This window comes from Mesorhizobium sp. C399B, from assembly GCF_030323185.1.
Lineage (GTDB): Bacteria > Pseudomonadota > Alphaproteobacteria > Rhizobiales > Rhizobiaceae > Mesorhizobium.
Genome location: NZ_CP100472.1, coordinates 2,055,453 through 2,076,046, shown reverse-complemented (window position 1 = coordinate 2,076,046; position 20,594 = coordinate 2,055,453). Strand labels below are relative to the sequence as shown.

At 62.9% G+C, this 20,594-nt stretch carries 16 protein-coding genes; 13 read left to right on the top strand and 3 right to left on the bottom strand.

Going from position 1 to position 20,594, the window contains the following annotated elements; genetic code table 11:
- Positions 1–166: 166 nt before the first annotated feature.
- The 3 genes from NLY36_RS09765 to NLY36_RS09755 all read right to left on the bottom strand — a co-directional run bounded on the left by NLY36_RS09765 (position 167) and on the right by NLY36_RS09755 (position 5,454).
- Positions 167–3,298 carry an efflux RND transporter permease subunit gene (locus NLY36_RS09765; protein WP_023671158.1) on the bottom strand — a complete coding sequence of 1,044 codons (3,132 nt, stop codon included), beginning with the start codon at positions 3,296–3,298 and terminating at the stop codon, positions 167–169.
- Entirely contained in the window at positions 3,295–4,458 is a 1,164-nt protein-coding gene (locus NLY36_RS09760) for an efflux RND transporter periplasmic adaptor subunit (protein WP_023695627.1), read from the bottom strand. Before NLY36_RS09760 ends, NLY36_RS09765 begins: the two co-directional genes overlap by 4 nt.
- A 171-nt stretch (positions 4,459–4,629) precedes the next feature.
- The gene (locus NLY36_RS09755; RefSeq protein ID WP_023695628.1) at positions 4,630–5,454 is read right to left on the bottom strand and encodes a MurR/RpiR family transcriptional regulator; all 825 of its coding nucleotides are present in this window, start codon (positions 5,452–5,454) and stop codon (positions 4,630–4,632) included.
- Positions 5,455–5,601: 147 nt separating this feature from the next.
- On the opposite strand from NLY36_RS09755, the gene NLY36_RS09750 reads away from it, so the two are divergent.
- The 13 genes from NLY36_RS09750 (at position 5,602) to NLY36_RS09690 (ending at position 20,527) form a co-directional block, all read left to right on the top strand.
- Positions 5,602–6,420, top strand: coding sequence for an N-formylglutamate amidohydrolase (locus NLY36_RS09750; RefSeq protein WP_023695629.1), 819 nt, complete (start codon positions 5,602–5,604; stop codon positions 6,418–6,420).
- A gap of 17 nt (positions 6,421–6,437) precedes the next feature.
- Positions 6,438–7,982: an amino acid permease gene (locus NLY36_RS09745; protein ID WP_023686444.1), complete on the top strand. Its 1,545-nt coding sequence runs from the start codon at positions 6,438–6,440 to the stop codon at positions 7,980–7,982.
- A gap of 77 nt (positions 7,983–8,059) precedes the next feature.
- Positions 8,060–9,616 (top strand): amino acid permease, encoded by a 1,557-nt coding sequence (locus tag NLY36_RS09740; protein ID WP_023671163.1) that lies wholly within the window; start codon positions 8,060–8,062, stop codon positions 9,614–9,616.
- Between the two features lie 78 nt (positions 9,617–9,694).
- Positions 9,695–11,065 (top strand): glutamine synthetase family protein, encoded by a 1,371-nt coding sequence (locus NLY36_RS09735; protein ID WP_023671164.1) that lies wholly within the window; start codon positions 9,695–9,697, stop codon positions 11,063–11,065.
- Positions 11,066–11,155: 90 nt separating this feature from the next.
- A complete protein-coding gene (locus tag NLY36_RS09730) occupies positions 11,156–11,611 on the top strand; it encodes a DUF7662 domain-containing protein (protein ID WP_023695631.1) in 456 nt (151 codons plus the stop codon).
- A gap of 35 nt (positions 11,612–11,646) precedes the next feature.
- Positions 11,647–12,027: a type II toxin-antitoxin system VapC family toxin gene (locus tag NLY36_RS09725; protein WP_245260156.1), complete on the top strand. Its 381-nt coding sequence runs from the start codon at positions 11,647–11,649 to the stop codon at positions 12,025–12,027.
- Positions 12,028–12,040: 13 nt separating this feature from the next.
- Entirely contained in the window at positions 12,041–13,426 is a 1,386-nt protein-coding gene (locus NLY36_RS09720; RefSeq protein ID WP_023695632.1) for an aldehyde dehydrogenase family protein, read from the top strand.
- An 18-nt stretch (positions 13,427–13,444) separates the two neighbouring features.
- Positions 13,445–14,617, top strand: coding sequence for an iron-containing alcohol dehydrogenase (locus tag NLY36_RS09715; RefSeq protein ID WP_023695633.1), 1,173 nt, complete (start codon positions 13,445–13,447; stop codon positions 14,615–14,617).
- A gap of 239 nt (positions 14,618–14,856) precedes the next feature.
- Positions 14,857–15,963: an ABC transporter substrate-binding protein gene (locus NLY36_RS09710; RefSeq protein WP_023671169.1), complete on the top strand. Its 1,107-nt coding sequence runs from the start codon at positions 14,857–14,859 to the stop codon at positions 15,961–15,963.
- A 63-nt stretch (positions 15,964–16,026) separates the two neighbouring features.
- Positions 16,027–16,941, top strand: a complete 915-nt coding sequence (locus NLY36_RS09705; protein ID WP_023671170.1) for an ABC transporter permease — start codon at positions 16,027–16,029, stop codon at positions 16,939–16,941.
- Positions 16,938–17,729, top strand: a complete 792-nt coding sequence (locus NLY36_RS09700; protein ID WP_023671171.1) for an ABC transporter permease — start codon at positions 16,938–16,940, stop codon at positions 17,727–17,729. Before NLY36_RS09705 ends, NLY36_RS09700 begins: the two co-directional genes overlap by 4 nt.
- A gap of 30 nt (positions 17,730–17,759) precedes the next feature.
- Positions 17,760–18,824, top strand: coding sequence for an ABC transporter ATP-binding protein (locus NLY36_RS09695; protein WP_023686439.1), 1,065 nt, complete (start codon positions 17,760–17,762; stop codon positions 18,822–18,824).
- 149 nt (positions 18,825–18,973) lie between these two features.
- Entirely contained in the window at positions 18,974–20,527 is a 1,554-nt protein-coding gene (locus NLY36_RS09690; RefSeq protein ID WP_023695635.1) for a cation:proton antiporter, read from the top strand.
- The last annotated feature ends 67 nt before the right edge of the window (positions 20,528–20,594 follow it).

The window sequence follows — 20,594 nt, the reverse complement described above, 5'->3', positions numbered from 1 at the left end:
TTGTGGGGAGGGTCGACGAAAGAGCAATTTTGCTCTTTCGTCGGGGTGGGGGTCTTGGCTCCTACCTCTGTTATTCGCGGGAGCGCTGGACCGACGTTAGTTGGCGCTGCACCCCCACCCGGGACCTGCGGTCCGACCCTCCCCACAAGGGGGAGGGTAAGCGGAGCTACTCCGCCGGCTCGACATTGGCGTACGCCGCTTCCTCAAGCTCCCGCTTCAGCCTCGCTTCCTCATGCGCCTTCGGCGTGACGAAGCGGCCGAGCAGGAGGTAGGCGACCGGGGTCAGGAACAGCGTCGAGACTGTGGCGAGACCCAGCCCGCCGACGATGACCCAGCCGAGCGCGATGCGCGCTTCGGCACCGGCGCCGGCGGCCAGCACCAGCGGGACCCCGCCGAGGATGGTGCAGATCATCGTCATCATCACCGGCCGCAGGCGGATGATCGAGGCCTGCTCGATCGCCTCGCGCACGCCGAGGCCGCGGTCGCGCAGCTGGTTGGCGAATTCGACGATGAGGATGCCGTTCTTGGCCATGACGCCGACCAGAAGCACGAGGCCAATCTGGCTGTAGGCATTGAGGCTGGTGCCTGACAAAAGCAGCGCAAAGATTGCGCAGGCAAGGCCGAGGGGGACCGTCGCCATGATGATGACGGCGCTGACGAAGCTTTCGAACTGGGCGGCGAGCACCAGGAGGATGATGACCAGCGCGAAGCCGAAAATGGTGATCATGGCGCTGTTGGTCTCGCCGAGCGTCGCGGCTTCGGCCAGCGGCAGGACGCGGCTGCCCGGCGGCAGCAGCGGGGCGGCGATCTGCTCGGCAACGCCGAGCGCGTCACCCAGTGCGAAATTGCCGTTCAGGTTCGAGGTGATCGCCACCGAAGGCTGCTGCTGTTCGCGGGTCAGCGACGGCGGCACGGCGCGCTCGGTCAGCGTGGCGATGGTCGACATTGGCACGAAGCGGCCGTCGGCGGTCTTCAGGAAGATGTTTTCCAGATCGGTCGGATCATTGATCGGGTTGGTGGTCGAGACCAGCTTCACGCCATAGCTGCGGTCGGCGATGTAGACATCGACGACATCGTTGCCGTCGAGCATCGCCTGCAAGGTGTTGGCGAGACCCGATATGTCGATGCCGAGATCGGAGGCGCGCTCGCGGTCGATGGCCACCGCCAGCTGCGGCTGCGTCGGGTCGATGGAAAGCCGCGGCGTCTGGAAGCGCGGATCGGCCTGCATCCGGGCGATGATCTTCACCGCCGCGTCGCCGAGCGCCTTGCGGTCGTTGCCGACCAGCGCGAATTGCAGGCCGTTGCCGGCGCCGCGAATGCCGAGGCTATTGGCCTGCACCGGGAAGATGCGCACGGATGGCACCTGCCGGGTCAGCTGGCTTATCTGCGCCATGATCTCCTGCTGGCTGCGCGTGCGCTCGTCCCACGGCGCCAGCGTCATCACCATGAAGCCGGAATTGTAGGCGCCGTTCTGGCCGGCGTTTTCGAAGGTCGAGACGATCTCGCCGGAATCGCGCAGCGGCTGGATCAGCCGCTCGATCTTCTGCATCTGCTGCGTGGTGTAATCGAGGCTGACGCCTTGCGGCGCGTTGATGCGCAACAGCACGACGGCGCGGTCCTCGCTCGGCGTCAGTTCCTGGCGGATGGTGCCGAACAGGCTGAAGGCGACGCCCGCAAACAGCACCGCAACCAGCAGCACGATCCACGGCGCGCCGAGGCAGGCATGCAGGGCGCGCTTGTAGGCCGCGTTCAGCGCGCCACCGACGCGCGCGCCAATGCCGTGACCGCCTTCATGGTGGAGCGATGCGCCGGTCAACATGCGCGAGGCCAGCATCGGGCACAGCGTCAGCGCCACCACGCAGGAGAGCAGCACCGACATGGCGAGGACGAAGCCGAATTCGCGAAACAGGCCGCCGGTCTGTCCCGGCAGGAAGGAGATTGGCACGAAAACGGCAACGAGCGTCAGCGTCGTGGCGATGACGGCGAAGAACACTTCCTGCGCGCCGAGCACGGCGGCGGCACGAGGCCCCATGCCTTCGTTGCGCCGTCGCACGATGTTTTCCAAAACGACGATGGCGTCGTCGACGACAAGGCCGGTCGCCAGCACCAGCGCCAGAAGCGTCAGGATGTTGATGGAGAAGCCGGCGAGATAGATGGCGGCGATGGTGCCAATCATGGCGACCGGCATTGACAGACCAGGGATCAGCGTCGCGCGCCAGTCGAGCAGGAAGATGTAGATGACGATCAGCACCATGGAGATCGACAGGCCGAGCGCGATCTCGACCTCGTGCACGGCGCCGTTGACGAAGACTGCGTCGTCGCTGGTGATCTTGATCGACATGCCCTTGGGCAGGTTTTCCTGCAGCTTGGCGACGGCTGCCTTCACTCCGGTGGAAATATCCAGCGTGTTCGATTCCGCCTGGCGGATGATGCCAAGGCCAATGCCGGTCTTGCCGTCGGAGCGCAACGAGGTCTGGCCGATGTCGGGACCGAGCGTGACGGTGGCGACGTCGCGGATGCGCGTCGTGCCGCCGATGATGATGTTTTCGAATTCTTCCGGCGTCGTCACATCGGCCGTGGTGCGGACGATGAGATCCTGGTTGGTGGTGGTGATCGAACCGGCTGGTGAATCGAAAGCGACCGAGGCAAGCGCTGCCCTCAGATCGGCCACAGTGAAGCCGAGGCTGGCGAGCTTGTTCTGGTCGACATCGATGCGGAAGATCTTGTCGCGGTCGCCATAGACCTGAACGTCGGCGACGCCAGGCACGGCAGCCAGTTCGTCCTCGATCTGGTCCTGGACGATCACCGTCATGTCCTGCACCGACATGGTGTCGGAGGTGACGGCCAGTCGCATCACGGCATCGGAATTCGCATCGGCCTTGACGATGCGCGGCGGATCGGCGGTCTCCGGTATCATGTTGGCGACACGGCCGACCGCGTCGCGCACGTCGGAGGCGGCGACGTTCAAATCGACGCCGTCGTTGAACTCGATGGTGACGCGGCTCTGGCCGAAGGAAGAGGTCGACGAGATCGACTTGACGCCGGAGACGCGGGCGACCGCGCCCTCGATGGTGTCGGTCAGTTCACGGTCGACGGTTTCGGCGGCGGCACCCTCGAAGGCCGTCGACACGGTGACCACGGCGCGGTCGACATCGGGCAGTTCGCGGATTTCGACGCCGTAGAAAGCGGCAAGGCCGGCCACTGCGATCAGCGTGTTCAGCACGAAGGCCATGACCGGCCTGCGGATGAAGAGAGCGGTGAAGCCGGTTTCGCTGGCGGTGCTGACAGGCGCGGTCATGAGCCTTCGGCCGCGTCCGCGGCCCGCTGATCCTGGCCGGCGATGCGCACCGCGCCGCCTTCGCTGACGCTCTGGGTGCCTTCCGTCACAACCATGTCGCCATCCTCGATCTCGGCGTCGATCAGCACCGTCTCGGTGTTGCGCTGGATGATGCGCACGGGAACGCGCCTGGCCTTGCCGTCCTCGACCTGCCAGACATAGGCGCCGTCGGAACCCCACAGGATCGCCAGGGGGCTGACGGCCGGGTAGGTGTCGCCGGGGAAGCGCATGGTGATGCCGAACGACATGCCGGCGCGCAGCGAATCCGCCGGATTGGCGATCGCGGCCTTGACCAGCAGGGTGCGGCTCTTTTCGTCGATGTGGTTGTCGATGGCCGACACAGTGCCGGTATAGGCCTTGCTCGGATTGGCGATCGGCGTCGCCGACAGCTGCGCGCCGACCTTGACGGCGGCGGCGAAGCGCTCGGGCACCAAGAAATCGACCAAGATGGAGGAGCGGTCGTCAAGCGTGGCGATCGCCGACTGGCTGGTGACGTAATTGCCGGCCGATATCGGCAGGATGCCGACCGTGCCGGCGATAGGGGCGACGATCGAACGACGCTGCAAGGCGAGTTCGGCATCCTGCAGCGCCAGTTTGGCGCCGGCCAGCACCACTTGGGCATCGGCGACGGCGACCGGGGTCGCGGCGTTGGAGGCCCTCAATGATTTCACCCGCTCGAGCTTGTCCTGGGCATCCTGCAAGGCAAGCTTGGCACGATCCTGCGAGATCACCTCGGTCTCGGAATCGAGAACAGCGATGATCTGCCCCTTGTCGACGCGGGTGCCGGATTGGACGAGAAATTCAACGAGGCGCCCAGAGCTGTATGGGTTGACCGTCACCGAGGCGTTGGCGCGGCCGGTGCCGATCGCCTGCAGGCGATCGTTGATGGTGGCGGTGGTCGCCGGCAAGGCGACGACATTTGCCGGGCGGCCGGCAGCGTTGCGGCCGCCTGCCTGTTTTGTCGTGTCGACCGCACCGGTTGTGGCGGGCGCCGAAGCATAGGTCCAGTCGATGCCCCAGCGTGCCAGAACCTCCGGCGCGCCCGGGAAGAATCGCGCCCAGGCGAGGACAGCCGCGACCAGGATCACAAGCGCAAAAACGATCTGTTTCCAAGCGACCATCGACACTCCGGTTGGCAAAACGTCTACCGGTTTCGCCAAGCAAAAAAACGCGCAGCGACGCAACCGGTATGTGCGAAGCCGCCGCAATATCATGGCTTTATGGCAATTCTGCCGCTTCCATGCACATTAAATCTGCGTAATTTTGCGCACCTGCGGCGGGGATTGAACGTGTCAGCGCAGGCTTTCCAGGTCGCGGATGCGCCTGGCGCTGTCTGCCTCGAGTTGCCTCGTGACGGCGCCGATCAGCGTCTCGGCGACAACGAACAGAGCGGCGGAAGAGTCCCACGCCGAAGGCACGGCGGTGCGTCCGGCAATGACGTGGCGGGCGAAGCGGGCGATCGGCGATAGCCACTGGTCGGTGAACAGCACGATCTGCACGCCGCGCTGATGCGCGGTCTCGGCAAAGCGCACCAGACTGTCCTGGTAGCGCCTGATGTCGAAGATCACCAGCACGTCGCGCTTGCCCATGTCGATCAGCCGGTCGCGCCAGATGCTCTCCTGGCCGGCGAGGTGATAAACATCGGGCTGGATGATGGCGAGGTGGGCGGCCATGTAGCGCGCCAACGGATCGGTGAAGCGGCCGCCGATCAGGAATGTCTTGCCGCGCCGTTCGGCGAGCCTTGCGGCGATGTCGGCAAGCTGCCTGTCGGAGAGATGCCTGAAAGTCTCGCGCATATTGTCCAGCGTCGCCTCCAGCATTGGCGATACTGCACCGCTTGGGGAGGCCGGGTTGAGCGTGCGCGATGCCGGCGACTGCAATTGCGCCGCCAGTTCGTCCTGCAGCGCCGACTGGAACTCGGGATAGTTCTGGAACCCTAGCCTCGAGACAAAGCGCAGGATTGTCGGCGACGATACGCCGGCGGCGGTCGAGAACTCGGCGACCGTCTTCAGCCCGATCAGCGGATAGTTGGCAATCAGTGTCTGCGCGGCGCGGCGCTCGCCGGCCGGCATCGTGCCGATGCGGTCCGAAATCAGTTCGGCAATGCTGGAAATCATCGTTTTCCCCACCCCTGAGCCCGTCCAGACCGCTTCCCCGAAATCGCGTTTGACAAAGCGGGACAAACTGTATGAAATCATCCACAGGGACGCAATGAGGCAAAATACGTAACATAAGATACAGCGCTCCCCAGGGGACGGCAGACTATGGAGAGAGCACGGCCCGCCAGCCTTGCATCGTCTGATACCGTAGGGGTGACGAACCCCGGCGGGTCCAGCCCTTTCGTGCTGACCTGCGATCACGCTTCCAACTTCCTGCCATCCGAATTCGGCACGCTTGGCCTGCCGGCCGAAGATCTCTCCCGCCACATCGCCTGGGACCCCGGCGCGCTGCCGGTGGCCCGCCGCATCGCCACCGCCCTCGATGCGACGCTCATCGAAACCCGTATCTCGCGCCTGATCATCGACTGCAACCGTCCGCTCGACGCACCGGACCTGGTGCCGCCGGTCAGCGAGACGACGGCCATTCCGGGCAATGCCGGCCTGTCGGACAGTGAGCGCGCCGAGCGCATCGCCTTGTCGTGGCGGCCGTTCCACGACACGATCGCATCGATCATCGACGACCGGCAGGCGCGTGGGCAGGACACCCGGCTGGTGTCGGTGCATTCCTTCACGCCGGTCTACAAGGGCAAGAACCGGCCCTGGCATATCGGCATCATCCATGATGACGACCGCCGGCTGGCATCGCCGCTGATAGCGGCGCTGCAGCGGCTCTCCGGCGTCACTGTCGGCATCAACGAGCCCTATTCGCCGGCCGACCGCGTCTATTTCACTTTGGAGCGCCATGCACGCTCGCGCGGCCTTGCCTGCGCAATGATCGAAATCCGCAACGACGAGATCTCCGGCGAGACCGGGCAGCGGAAATGGGCGGATCTGCTCACAGGCATTTTTTCTGACCTGGAACCCGAGGAGGCCAAGGGTTCCCGGCGACAAGCAATGGGAAAGTCAGTTCAATCGGCCAGCTAGAAAAACAGGGGACGAAAATGGCAGGACCGGACAAATCAGACGCTGAAAGATCGGAGGATGTAAAAACCCTCCATAGCATGGGCTATGCCCAGGAGTTGGCTCGCCGCATGAGCGGCTTCTCGAACTTCGCAATTTCCTTTTCGATCATTTGCATTCTTGCGGGCGGCATCACGTCCTTCCCGCTGGCCATGGCGACCGGCAGCGGCTTCGAGGCGACTGTCGGCTGGGTCATCGGCGGCGTCTTTGCACTTGTCGTTGCCGCGTCCCTTGGCCAAATCGGCTCGGCCTACCCAACGGCCGGCGGTCTCTACCACTGGTCGTCAATTCTCGGCGGGCGCGGCTGGGGCTGGGCCACGGCCTGGATCAACCTGCTCGGCCTGGTCTTCGTCGTCGCCTCGGTCAATGTCGGCGTTTATGCGCTGTTCAAGGACCTTGTCTGGTCCGGCGTGTTCGGTCACGACGTATCCGCGTGGGGCTATCAGGAGCAGGTGATCGGCGTTGTGATCATCACGGTCGCGCAGGCGCTGATCAACCATTTCGGTATCAGGCTCACCACCATGCTGACGGATTTCTCGGGCTACCTCATTCTGGTCGTCGCCGTCGTGTTGACCGCGATGTTCCTGATCTGGGGCGCAAGCTGGGATTTCTCGCGGCTCACCACCTTCGTGAACAACACCGGTGATCCAGGCGCAGGCTACGTTCCGACCGCACGGACGGCACTCGTCGCCTTCCTGATCGGCCTGCTCTACCCACTCTACACCATCACCGGCTTCGACGCTTCGGCCCACACGTCCGAAGAGACCCACAATGCCCGCGTGGCGGTGCCGCGCGGCATGATCCATTCGGTTCTGTGGTCGCTGGTGTTCGGCTTCGTCATGGCCGTTTCGTTCGTACTGGCCAGCCCCGATCTGGCAGCGACGGCCAAGGATGGCGCCAATGCCTGGTTCAATCTCTTCAACAATCTGCCGGCGCCATTCCTGCTGAAGAGCATCATTGCCATCGCGATCGTGCTGGCGAATTTCATCTGCGCGCTCGCCGGACTGACGTCGACCTCGCGCATGATCTTTGCCTTCGCGCGTGACGGCGGCCTGCCCGGTTCGTCGGTGTGGAAAACCGTCAGCCCGACATGGCGCACGCCGGTGGCGGCGATCTGGCTCGGAGCGGTGCTCGCGGTCGCAGCGACATTGTACTCGCCGGCTTTCGCCGCACTGGCGGCCGGCTGTGCATTGTTCCTCTACGTGTCCTACGCCATGCCGGTGGCCGCAGGCCTGCTTGCCGAGGGCAAGAGTTGGACCGAATTCGGCCCGTTCCGCCTCGGCATCTGGTCCAAGCCGTTCGCCGTCATCACGGTGCTTGGCGTTCTGGTGCTGATGTATGCCGGCATCCAGCCGCCCTTCGACATCCTGATCAACTATGCCATCGGCCTGATCGTTCTACTCGTGGTTCTGTGGTTCGGTATCGAATCGCGCCGCTTCAAAGGCCCGCCGATCGGCGCCGACATTGCTCGCCGCGCTTCGGAGATCGCGGCCGCGGAAGCAGCCGTCGGCCAGACGGCAGGCTAACAGCAAGACTAGATGCTCCGGCCGGCGCAAGCCGACCGGGGCAGGGCCGGCCAGCTAAGAACGCAAAGGGGACTACAATGGCAGCACCGGGTTATTCAGACACAGACAAGGCGGAAGACGTAAAGCACCTCCATTCCATGGGCTACGCCCAGGAACTTGAGCGGCGGCTAAGCCGCTTCTCCAACTTCGCCGTTTCCTTCTCCATCATCTGCATCCTGTCGGGCGGCATCAATTCGCTAGCGCAGGCAACGTCGGGCGCCGGCGGTATCGGTATCGGCATCGGCTGGCTGGTCGGCTGCTTCGTTTCGCTCACCTTCGCGGTCGCCATGTCGCAGATCAGCTCGGCCTATCCGACGGCCGGCGGCCTCTATCACTGGGGTTCGATCCTCGGCAATCGCGGCACCGGCTGGGTGACGGCCTGGCTCAACCTGCTCGGCCTGATCACCGTGCTCGGCGCCATCAATGTCGGCACCTGGACGTTCTTCATCGGCGCCTTCGGGCCGACGCTCGGCATCGAGGGTACGCTGACCAATCAGATGATCTTCCTGGTCATCATCACTGGCGCCCAGGCCCTGATCAACCATCTCGGCATCAAGCTGACGGCGAAGTTGACCGATTTTTCGGGTTACCTGATCTTCTTCGGCTCGATCCTGATTGCGGTCGTCTGCCTGTTCTCCGCCGAGACCTGGGATTTCAGCCGGCTCTTCACCTTCCACAACTACTCGGGTGAGGCCGGCGCCAGCGTCTGGCCGTCCGTCTCGAACGCCTGGGTGTTCGCTCTCGGCCTCTTGCTGCCGATCTACACCATCACCGGCTACGATGCTTCGGCACATACTTCCGAGGAAACCATCAAGGCGGCCTCATCGGTGCCGCGTGCGATGGTGATGTCGGTTATCTGGTCGGCGGTCTTCGGCTATTTGTTCCTGGCCGCCTTCGTGCTGATGATCCCCAACATGGACGACGCCGCCAAGCAGGGTTGGAACGTGTTCTTCTGGGCCTTCGACCAGCGCGTCAGTCCCGGCCTCAAGGAGTTCGTCTATCTCGTCGTGTTCATCGCCCAGCTGCTGTGCGGCCTCGCAACCGTCACCTCGGCTTCGCGCATGATCTTCGCCTTCTCGCGTGACGGCGGCCTGCCGGGCTCGTCGGCACTGGCCAAGGTCAGCCCGACCTATCGCACGCCGGTGGCGGCGATCTGGACGGCGTCGGTCCTGTCGGTGCTGTTCGTTTGGGGTTCGACGCTGGTTTCGGTCGCCGGCACTTCGGCCTACACCATCGTCGTGTCGTGCACCGTCATCTTCCTGTTCCTGTCCTTCACCGTGCCGATCGTGCTCGGCATGCTGGCCTGGGGTACCCCGAAGTGGGACAAGATGGGACCGTGGAACCTGGGCCGTGGCATCTTCATGCTGTTCGGCGTTCTCTCGATCGTGTCGATGATCCTGATCTTCATCATCGGCATCCAGCCGCCGAACGACTGGGCGCTGTACATCACCGTCGGCTTCTTCATCCTGACGGCGATTGTCTGGTTCGCCTTCGAGCGCAATCGCTTCCAGGGCCCGCCGCTGGGCGACATCATCGCGGCGCGCCAGGCAGCGATCAAGGCCGCCGAACAGGCGGTCGGCGAAACCGGCCACTGACGTCACCATCATGGCCATGGCCGGCGGGCAGCCGGCTATGGTTCGTCCTCAACGACCAAGCACTGGAGTGCCAAAGGAATGGCCGGAAATTTCTCGTTCGATCAGTTGAAGAAAGCGGTCTCCAATGGCGAGATCGACACGGTGCTGGCCTGCATCGTCGACATGCAGGGGCGGCTCGCGGGAAAGCGTTTCCTGGCGCAGTACTTTGTGGATTCTGCTCATGACGAGACGCATGGCTGCAACTATCTGCTCGCCGCCGACATCGATATGGAGCCGGTGCCGGGCTACAAGGCGGCAAGCTGGTCGAAGGGCTATGGCGACTTCGTCATGAAGCCGGACCTTGCGACACTGCGGCGGATTCCGTGGCTGGAAAAGACCGCGCTGGTGATCTGCGACGTGCTCGACCACCACACCCATGACGACCTTCCGCATTCGCCGCGCGCGATGCTGAAAAAGCAGGTCAAGCGGCTCACCGAACGCGGCTATATCGGCTACTTCGCCTCCGAGCTCGAATTCTACCTGTTCAACGAGACCTATGATTCCGCCCGCAAGAAGCACTGGCAGGGCCTCGATACCGCTTCGCCCTATATTGGCGACTACCAGATCGGCATCACCACCAAGGAAGAAGGCGTCATGCGCCGGCTTCGCAACGAGATGGAAGCGGCCGGCATTCCGATCGAGAATTCCAAGGGCGAATGGGGCCCAGGCCAGGAAGAGATCAATGTGCGCTATGCCGAAGCGCTCGACATGGCCGACCGCCACGTCATCCTGAAGAACGGCGCCAAGGAGATTGCCGAGTCCGAAGGCAAGTCGATTTCCTTCATGTCGAAATACAATTACGGGCTCGCCGGTAATTCCAGCCACATCCACAATTCGCTGTGGAGCGCCGACGGCAAGACGCCATTGTTCTTCGACAAGAAGGCGGACTGGACTTTGTCCACGCTTGGCCAGCAATGGGCGGCTGGGCAGCTCAAATATGCCAGGGAGTTTACCTGGTTCCTGGCGCCCTACATCAACTCCTACAAGCGCTTCCAGGCCGGCACCTTCGCACCGACCAAGATCATGTGGAGCGAGGACAACCGCACCGCCGGCTTCCGCCTGTGCGGTGAGGGCACCAAGGGCATCCGCATGGAATGCCGCATCGGCGGCGCCGACCTGAACCCCTATCTCGCTTTCGCCGCGCTGATCGCCGCCGGCCTTGCCGGCATCGACGAGAAGCTCGAACTGCAGAAGCCGTTCGTCGGCGATGCCTACCAGGCCTCGCGCCTGCCAGAGATCCCGAAGACGCTTCGCGACGCCACCGAGACGCTGGCCAAGTCGAAGATGCTGAAGCAGGCGCTCGGCGATGACGTGCTCGAACATTATGTCCACACCGCAAAGTGGGAGCAGTTCGAATACGACCGCCGGATTACGGATTGGGAACTGCACAGGGGGTTCGAGCGGTATTAAAACTTTATACAGCTTTAATGTTGACAATGTAGTGAAGTTAGTACCATATGGTACCTGTAAATTGCAGTGCGCTACATTGAGGAGTTTGCAATGTCCAAATATGCGCCGCTCAAGGACTTCCTCATTGCCCAAAATGTCGATCGCGTTCCGATGTCATTCGCCGAAATCGAGAGAGTGCTCAATCTGCCGCTGCCCGCATCGAAGCAATACCCTGCATGGTGGAGCAACAATCCGAGCAACAATCCCATGACAAGGGAGTGGCTTGAGGCCGGGTTCGAGACCGAATCCGTCAATATAGGGAGTGGGAAACTGGTATTTCGCCGCGTTCGCAAAGTGCCCATTTCGGCGCCGCCCAGTGGTAGCGTGCCTGCCGCGCCAAAGGAGGCGCGCGCGGATCGCCACCCCGGTTTTGGTTTCATGAAGGGCCTGATAACAATCGAAGCCGGATTTGATATCACCAAACCTTTCGATGACGAGCCATGGGACCGGGGCTATCTGGGCGGTGAGGCTGACGCGCGCGACGGCAAACTTGCGGTGCGTAAATGAGCGAAGAGCCAAACCTGCTTCTGGATACATGTGCGATGATCTTTGTCGCCAACGATAGTCTGATCGATCCGCACGCAAGCCGGGAGATTTCGGAAGCGGCCTATGACGGCCGTCTGTATCTTTCGCCGATGTCGGCATGGGAGATCGGAATTGGCGTAGCCAAGGGCCGGCTCAATCTGCCATTGGCGCCACTCGACTTCGTGGAGAGATTCATCGAGCGAATGTCGGCAAAGCTCAGCGCTATCTCACCAGCCATTCTGATTGCGTCATCCAACCTGCCCGGTCCGCCTCATGGTGATCCCATGGATCGGATACTGATGGCAAGTGCGAGAGCGTTGGACATGGTTCTGGTGACGCGTGACGAGCCCATCCTTCGCTATGGCCGCAATGGCCATCTGCGCACCCTAGCCTGCTAACTTGGAGTATCCTTTGGAAACCGTAAAACTCAAATCGCCCATCGATGGTTCGATTTACGCCGAGCGGCCGATCGCGACCGACCAGGCGATCAATGCCGCGGTCGAGCGCGCCAAAGCGGCGCGGGAGAAGTGGGCGCTGACGCCGATCGTCGAGCGCGGCAAATTTATGCTGGCGATGCTCGAAGCGCTGGTCGCGATGACCGACGAGATCGTGCCGGAGATCGCCTGGCAGATGGGGCGACCGGTGCGCTATGGCGGCGAGTTCGGCGGCGTCAGGGAACGCACCAATTACATGGTCGAGATCGCTGAAGCCGCGCTGAAATCCGTGCCGGCATCCAACCCGAAGGACGGCTTCCGACGCTATGTGAAGAAGGATCCGCTCGGCGTCGTCATGGTGATCGCGCCGTGGAACTATCCCTATCTGACCGCCGTCAACACCATCGTGCCGGCACTGATGGCCGGCAATACCGTTATCCTCAAACATGCGGCGCAGACGCTGCTGGTCGGCGAACGGTTCCAGCAGGCGTTCGACAAAATTGGGCTGCCCAAGGGCGTGTTCCAGAACGTCGTGCTGAACCATGCCCAGACCGAGAAGCTGCTCGGCTCGGGCAAGATCGACCATGTCAATTTCACCGGTTCGGTCGGCGGCGGCCGCGCCATCGAGAGGGCGGCGGCCGGCACCTTCATGACGCTCGGGCTCGAACTCGGCGGCAAGGATCCGGCCTATGTGCTGCCCGACGCCAAGCTCGACCATGCGGTGGCCAATCTGGTCGACGGCGCCTTCTACAATTCCGGCCAGTGCTGCTGCGGCATCGAGCGCGTCTATGTGCATGAGAAGGTCTACGACCAGTTCGTCGAAGGTTTCATCGCCGAGACGAAGAATTATGTCGTCGGCAATCCGCTGGAACAGGCGACGACAATGGGGCCGATGGCGCAGGCGCGCTTTGCCGACCTGATCCGCGAGCAGAAGGCCGAGGCGCTGCGCAAGGGTGCAATCGCACACATCAATATGAAGGTGGCTAACGACAAGGCCGGCTCGCCCTATCTGGCGCCGGAAGTGCTGACCGGCGTCGACCACCAGATGAGCGTCATGCGCGAGGAAAGTTTTGGCCCGATCGTCGGCATCATGAAGGTGCGCAACGACGAGGAGGCGATCGCGCTGATGAACGACAGCCCCTACGGGCTGACCGCTTCGATCTGGACCGACGATATCGAGCATGCGGTGGCGATCGGCGACCGCGTCGAGACCGGCACCGTGTTCATGAACCGCTGCGACTACCTCGATCCGGCGCTGGTCTGGACCGGCGTCAAGGACACCGGCAAAGGCGTCGCCCTTTCGGCGCTCGGCTACGACAATCTGACCCGGCCGAAATCCTTCCATCTGCGCGAAGCCATCTGATTTTTTGAAAGACAAGACATGTCCAAGCTGATCTCCAAATGGAACTACCCGACCACCGTCCGCTTCGGCGCGGGGCGCATCAAGGAACTGCCTGACGTGCTCGCTGCCACCGGCATTAAGCGGCCGCTATTCGTCACCGATCCGGGGTTGGCGAAACTGCCGGTCGTCGCTTCGACGCTGAAAATCCTCGACGACGCCAAGGTATCCTATGGCGTGTTCTCCGAGGTGAAGCCGAACCCGGTCGATTCCAACCTCACCGCCGGCATCGCCGTGTTCAAGAAGGGCAAGCATGACGGCGTCATCGCCTTCGGCGGCGGTTCAGCGCTCGATCTCGGCAAGCTGATCGCGTTCCAGGCCGGCCAGACGCGACCGATCTGGGACTTTGAGGATGTCGGCGACTGGTGGACGCGCGCCAATTCGGATGCCATCGCGCCGATCATCGCCGTGCCGACCACTGCCGGCACAGGCTCGGAAGTCGGGCGTGCCGGCGTCATCACCAATGAGGCGACGCACACCAAGAAGGTCATCTTCCATCCGAAGCTTTTGCCGGCAATCGTCATTGCCGATCCGGAACTGTCGGTCGGCATGCCCGGCTTCATCACCGCCGGCACCGGCATGGATGCGCTGGCACATTGCCTCGAAGCCTATTGCGCGCCGGGCTACCATCCGATGGCCGACGGCATTGCGGTGGAAGGTGTGCGCCTGGTGTTCGAGAACCTGCCCAGGGCCTACGCCAAAGGCAAGGACCTTGTCGCGCGCGCCCACATGATGAGTGCGGCCGCCATGGGTGCTGCCGCCTTCCAGAAGGGTCTTGGCGCCATCCACTCGCTGTCGCATCCGATCGGCGCGCTCTACGACACCCATCACGGCATGACGAATGCGGTGTTCATGCCCTATGTCTTGGCCTTCAATCGCGACTCCATCGAGGAGCGGATTGCCCGGCTCGCTGCCTATTGCGGCATCAAGGGTGGCTTCGACGGCTTTGCCAAAGCGATCATCAAGCTGCGCAAGGAATTGAAGGTGCCGCATGCGCTGCCCGATCTGATCAAGGGGCTCGACATGGACAAGAAGCGCAAGGGGCTGATCGCCGACATGGCGGTGGTCGATCCGACAGCCGGCGGCAACCCGGTCAAGCTGACCAAGAAAGCAGCGCTGACGCTGCTCGAGAACACTATCGCCGGCACTGTCTGAGGCGGTTTCTGCGCCGGACGTGATCTAAAAACGAAGGGAAAGGAAGGGCAAGGGGGCAAAAAGCAAGGCAATAAACCATTAGCCGGGAAATTAAGTCGAGGCTAATTGCTACAGCCGGTTAAAAAGAGTTAACTTTTCGTACCGCCGGGGGCCAGTTTCAAAAAGCTTTCATCTGGCTGTCATATGAAACCGATACCGCATCGCAGGCGTCCAGGACGCCAGTTCAACGGAGAGAACACATGTTCAAGTTCACAGGGAAAGTGCTTTCCCTTTCGGCCGTCGCCCTCATGGCGACCTCTGCTATCTCGTCGGCCCAGTCCATGGATGAACTGGTTGCCGCTGCGAAGAAGGAAGGCCAGCTCACGACAATCGCGCTGCCGCATGACTGGTGCGGCTACGGCGCCGTCATCGACGGCTTCAAGGCAAAGTATCCTGAGATCACCATCAACGAACTCAACCCCGATGCCGGCTCCGGCGACGAGGTCGAGGCGATCAAGGCCAACAAGGACAACAAGGGCCCGCAGGCGCCCGACGTCATCGACGTTGGCCTGTCCTTCGGCCCGACCGCCAAGGCTGACGGCCTGATCCAGCCCTACAAAGTGTCGACCTGGGACTCGATCCCCGACAGCGCCAAGGATGCCGATGGTTACTGGACCGGCGACTACTATGGCGTGCTATCCTTCCTGGTGAACAAGGACCTCGTCAAGGAAGCGCCTGCTGACTGGGCTGACCTGCTGAAGCCGGAATTCGCCAACACCGTGGCGCTTGCCGGCGACCCGCGCGCCTCGAACCAGGCCATCCAGGCCGTCTACGCGGCCGGCATTTCCGGTGGTGCGGCTGCCGGCGAAGCTGCTGGCACTGCTGGTCTCGACTTCTTCAAGAAGCTTAACGCCGCCGGCAATTTCGTGCCGGTCATCGGCAAACCGGCGACCCTGGCACAAGGCCAGACGCCGATCCTGGTGACCTGGGATTACAATGCACTTGCCGGTCGCGACACGCTGAAGGGCAATCCGCCCGTCGACGTCGTCGTGCCCAAGACCGGTGTCGTTGCCGGCGTCTATGTGCAGGCGATCAGTGCTTTCGCACCGCATCCGAACGCTGCCAAGCTCTGGCTGGAGTATCTCTACTCCGACGAAGGCCAGATCGGCTGGCTGAAGGGCTATTGCCACCCGATCCGCTTCAACGATCTTGCCAAGAACGGCAAGCTCCCGGCGGACGTGATGGCCAAGCTGCCGCCGGCCGAGGCTTACGCTGCCGCGGTGTTCCCGACGCTGGACGAGCAGGGCAAGGCAAAGGAAGCCGTCACCAAGAACTGGGATGCCGTCGTCGGCGCCAACGTCAAGTAAGGCTTGAAACCAACCGGGCGGCCTCGCGGCCGCCCGGTGTTCCTCGGAGACGGTAGCCGGCGCATGACAGATATCTCGCTTTCCGATCACGCAGTTGCCGGGAAGACCGCGCCCCCCAGCGAGGCGCGTGCAATGCGACTGCCGACGCAATGGCTCGGCGTTGCGCCATTCTTCATCTTCGCCATCATGTTCCTGATCCTACCCACGCTCTATCTGATGCTGGGTGCATTCCAGAACGATGCCGGCGAATTCACGTTCGAAAACATAGCAGCACTGGCGCAGCCATCGATTGTCGCCGCCTACTGGATCTCGCTCAAGGTCAGCCTTTCCTCGTCGCTGATCGGCGCCTTCGCAGGTCTCGGCATCGCCATCGCCATCGTGCGCGGCGGCCTGCCGGAGTGGATACGTTCGGCGACGCTGACATTCTCCGGCGTGGCTTCCAATTTCGCCGGCGTACCGCTGGCCTTCGCCTTCATCGCCACGCTCGGACGCCTCGGTCTCGCCACGGTGCTGCTCAACACCGTGTTCGGCCTCAACATTTATGCGCACGGCTTCAACATCCTATCGTTCTGGGGCCTGACGCTGACCTATGTCTATTTCCAGATTCCCCTAATGGTGGTCATCATCACGCCGGCGATCGACGGCTTGAAGAAGGAGTGGGGCGAGGCTGCGGCGACGCTTGGCGCCACCCAGACGCAATACTGGCGCATGGTGGTCATCCCGGTGATCTGGCCGAGTTTCCTCGGCACGGTCATCCTGCTCTTCGCCAATGCCTTCGGCGCCATCGCCACCGCCTATGCGCTGACCGGCTCTTCACTCAACATCGTACCGATCCTGCTCTATGCGCAGATACGCGGTGACGTGCTGCACAATGCCCATCTCGGCTATGCGATCGCCTTCGGCATGATCGTCATCACCGGGCTGGCCAATGTCTTCTACATTTGGTTCCGGACGCGCTCGGAGAGGTGGCTGAAATGAAGTCCGGAAAATTCTGGGCCTGGGTCGTCTTCGGGCTGGGCGCGGCCTATTTCTTCATTCCGCTGATCGCGACGGTGGAATTTTCCTTGCGCATGCGGCGCGGCGCTTATTCCTTCGACGCCTATCAGATCGTGCTTGGCGACCCTCGTTTTCAGGCGACCTTTGGCTACTCAGTGCTTGCCGCCATCTTCACCATCATTCTGGGCGTGTTGATCGTGGTGCCCGCCGCCTACTGGATTCGACTGCGCCTGCCGCAACTGCGGCCGATCGTAGAGTTCATCACGCTGCTGCCGCTGGTCATTCCCGCCATCGTCATCGTCTTCGGCTATATCAGGATGTACGGTTCGAATTCGCCGCTGCCGTTCCTGGCGACCGACATGGGCACAAATGCCTTGCTGGTCATCGGCTATGCAATGCTGGCGCTGCCCTACATGTATCGCGCGGTCGATACCGGACTGCGCACCATCGACGTCAGGACGCTGACCGAAGCGGCGCAGATCCTTGGCGCCGGTTGGGGCACGATCATTGGTCGTGTGATCCTGCCCAATGTGCTGATCGCCGTGCTGTCGGGCGCCTTCCTTACCTTCGCCATCGTCATTGGCGAATTCACCATGGCCAGCTTGCTCAACCGGCCCGCCTTCGGCCCCTATCTGCAAAACGTTGGCGCCAACCGCGCCTATGAGCCGGCGGCGCTTGCCATCATCGCCTTCGCCATCACCTGGGGCTGTATGTCGCTGATCCAGATCCTGTCCCGTTTCGCGCCGAGATCGGCGAACCGCCCGAACTGATCGACAAAGTACTGATCGAAAGAAAAAGCCATGGCCGAACCATTCCTCTCCATCCAGCATGTGCGAAAATCCTTCGGCGCCACCACCGTGGTCGAAGATTTCAATCTTGATGTCGAGCCGGGCGAGTTCGTATCCTTCCTTGGGCCATCGGGTTGCGGCAAGACCACCGTGCTGCGCATGGTCGCCGGTTTCGAAGAGCCGTCGGCGGGCAAGATCGTCGTCGCAGGCAAGGACATCACGAGGCTAAAGCCCAACCAGCGCAATGTCGGCATGGTGTTCCAAGCCTATGCGCTGTTCCCCAACCTGACGGTGGCGCAAAACATCGGCTTTGGCCTGAAGGTCGCCGGCATGCCCAAGGCGGACATCGACAGACGCGTGGCCGAGATGCTCGACATCATCAAGCTGCCGCAGATGGCCGACCGCTATCCCTACCAGCTCTCCGGCGGCCAGCAGCAGCGCATCGCGCTGGCGCGTGCCATCGCGCCGAAGCCGAAGCTGCTTTTGCTCGACGAGCCGCTGTCGGCGCTCGACGCCAAGGTACGTGTGTCGTTGCGCGAGGAAATCCGCTCGATCCAGAAGAAGCTCGGCATCACCACCATCTTCGTCACCCATGACCAGGAAGAGGCGCTGTCGATCTCCGACCGCATCGCGGTGATGTATGGCGGCAAGGCCGAGCAGGTCGGCACGCCGTTCGAGATCTACAACCGGCCGGCGACCAAGTTCGTCGCCAACTTCGTCGGCACGCTGAACGTGCTCGAAGGCAAGGTCACTGACGCCGCGGCCGGCACGGTGCAAGTCAACACGCAGGAAGTCTCGCTCAAGGGCAAGCTCAACGGCTCGAAGTCGGGCGACACGCTGTCGCTGGCGCTGCGTCCCGAGGCGATCTCGCTCGGACGCCAGCCCGGTCGCGATTCAAGCCTGTCGGGCGAAATCTCCGAAGTGCACTTCCTCGGCTCGGTCATTCGCGTTCGCGTCGGCATCGGCGGCAACACGGTGTCGCTCGACACCTTCAACAGCCCGGCAACGCCACCGCCGGCTGTCGGCGAGAAGGCCGACATATCGTTCTCATCGAGCGATATGCTGGTGCTGCACTAGCAAAGCAGCATCCTGGGGCGACCGAGGCGGTCGATTCAAGCTGGCGCGATGAACGGCCGTATCATTGCCGGACCCCGAGTGCTGGATAATCAACAGCATCTTGCCATCCAGCCACTGCCCATGATGCCGCTTCGCCGCTACGATGGGCCATGGCGCTATTCGAACTTACCCTCATCCTGCTTCTGGCTGCCGTCGCGCTGACGGCGCTGTCGCGGCGGCTGGAAATTCCCTATCCGTCCCTGCTGGCTCTGGCCGGCGTCGCGATTGCCTTCGTACCCGGTGCGCCGACGATCGAGATCGATCCGGAGCTGGCGCTTGCCCTGTTCATCGCGCCGGTGCTTCTCGACGCCGCCTATGACACGTCGCTGCGCGACCTCAAGCGCTACCGGCTGTCGCTCGCGCTGCTGGCGCTAGGCGCCGTGGTCTTCACCACCGTGGTGGTTGCCTTGGTCGGCTGGAAGATGGCCGGCCTGCCGATCGCGGCGGCAATCGCGCTCGGCGCCATCGTCGCGCCACCGGATGCGGTGGCCGCATCCGCCGTGCTCAGCCAGTTCAAGGTACCGCACCGCATTACCGCCATCCTGCAGGGCGAGAGCCTGCTCAACGATGCCACGGCGCTGCTGATCTACCGGCTGGCGGTTTCGGCGGCGCTTGGCACGATCATGCTCAGCAACGCCGTTCCGGTGATCCTGCTGGCAACGATCGGCAGTGTGATCGCGGGCTATCTGTTTGGCCGCGTCTCGCTGCTGTCGCTCGGCCGCATCGAGGATGCGGCGAGCAGCACGGTGGTGCAGTTTGCCGGAACCTTCGCCGTGTGGATCATCGCCGACAGGCTGGGCCTTTCCGCCATCATCACCATCGTCGTCTATGCCATGACCATTGCGCGCAGGGCGCCGCGCCAGTCGTCGGCGAGACGCCGCGTCAGTACCTATTCGGTCTGGGAGTCGGCCGTGTTCGTGCTCAACGTGCTGGCTTTCGTGCTGATGGGCCTGCAGGCACGCACGATCGTTGGCAGGCTGGCCGGCGACGGGCAAGGCGAAGCATTCCTTTTCGCCGCAACGGTGCTGGTCGTCGTTATCGTCGCGCGCCTTGTCTGGGTGGCGAGTTACGTCGCGATCATCCGGTGGCTTGCCCGCTTCGGCAGCCAAGAGGCAAGGCGGGAATTGCCGACGTTCGGCGGCGCCGTCATTGTCGGCTGGTGCGGCATGCGTGGGTTGGTGACGCTGGTGGTGGCCATTGCGCTGCCGGCCGATTTTCCCGGCCGCGACCCGATAGTGCTTGCCGCCTTCGCGGTGGTGCTGGGCACGCTGGTGCTGCAAGGCATGACGCTGAAGCCGCTGCTGCGCTGGATCAACTTCGACCCCGATAGAACCGTCGACAATGAGGTGGCGCAGGCGCGCGTCGCCATCATGCAGGCAGCACTGGACGTGCTGAGCCGCAAGACATCTGCGGCCGCCGCCGTCGTGCGCGAACAGTATGAAGCGCAGCGCCTGATTGCGGAAAACCCGGAGGACGCTCAGGCCGCGACCGAATACGACCGGCTGCGCCTCTATGCCATCAACCGCCAGCGCGACACGCTCGAGGAGTTGCGCAGCAACGGCACGATCGGCGACGAAGCCTACCACCGGCTGGAGGAAGAGATCGACTGGGCCGAACTGGCGGCATCGCCGGCGGGCCGGTTCCAGCCGCTGACCACATCATAGACGCTGGCCCAGTTCCGCCGTCGTGCCGGTACATTGCAACCCATCTGCCGAACCGCTACTGCCAAAG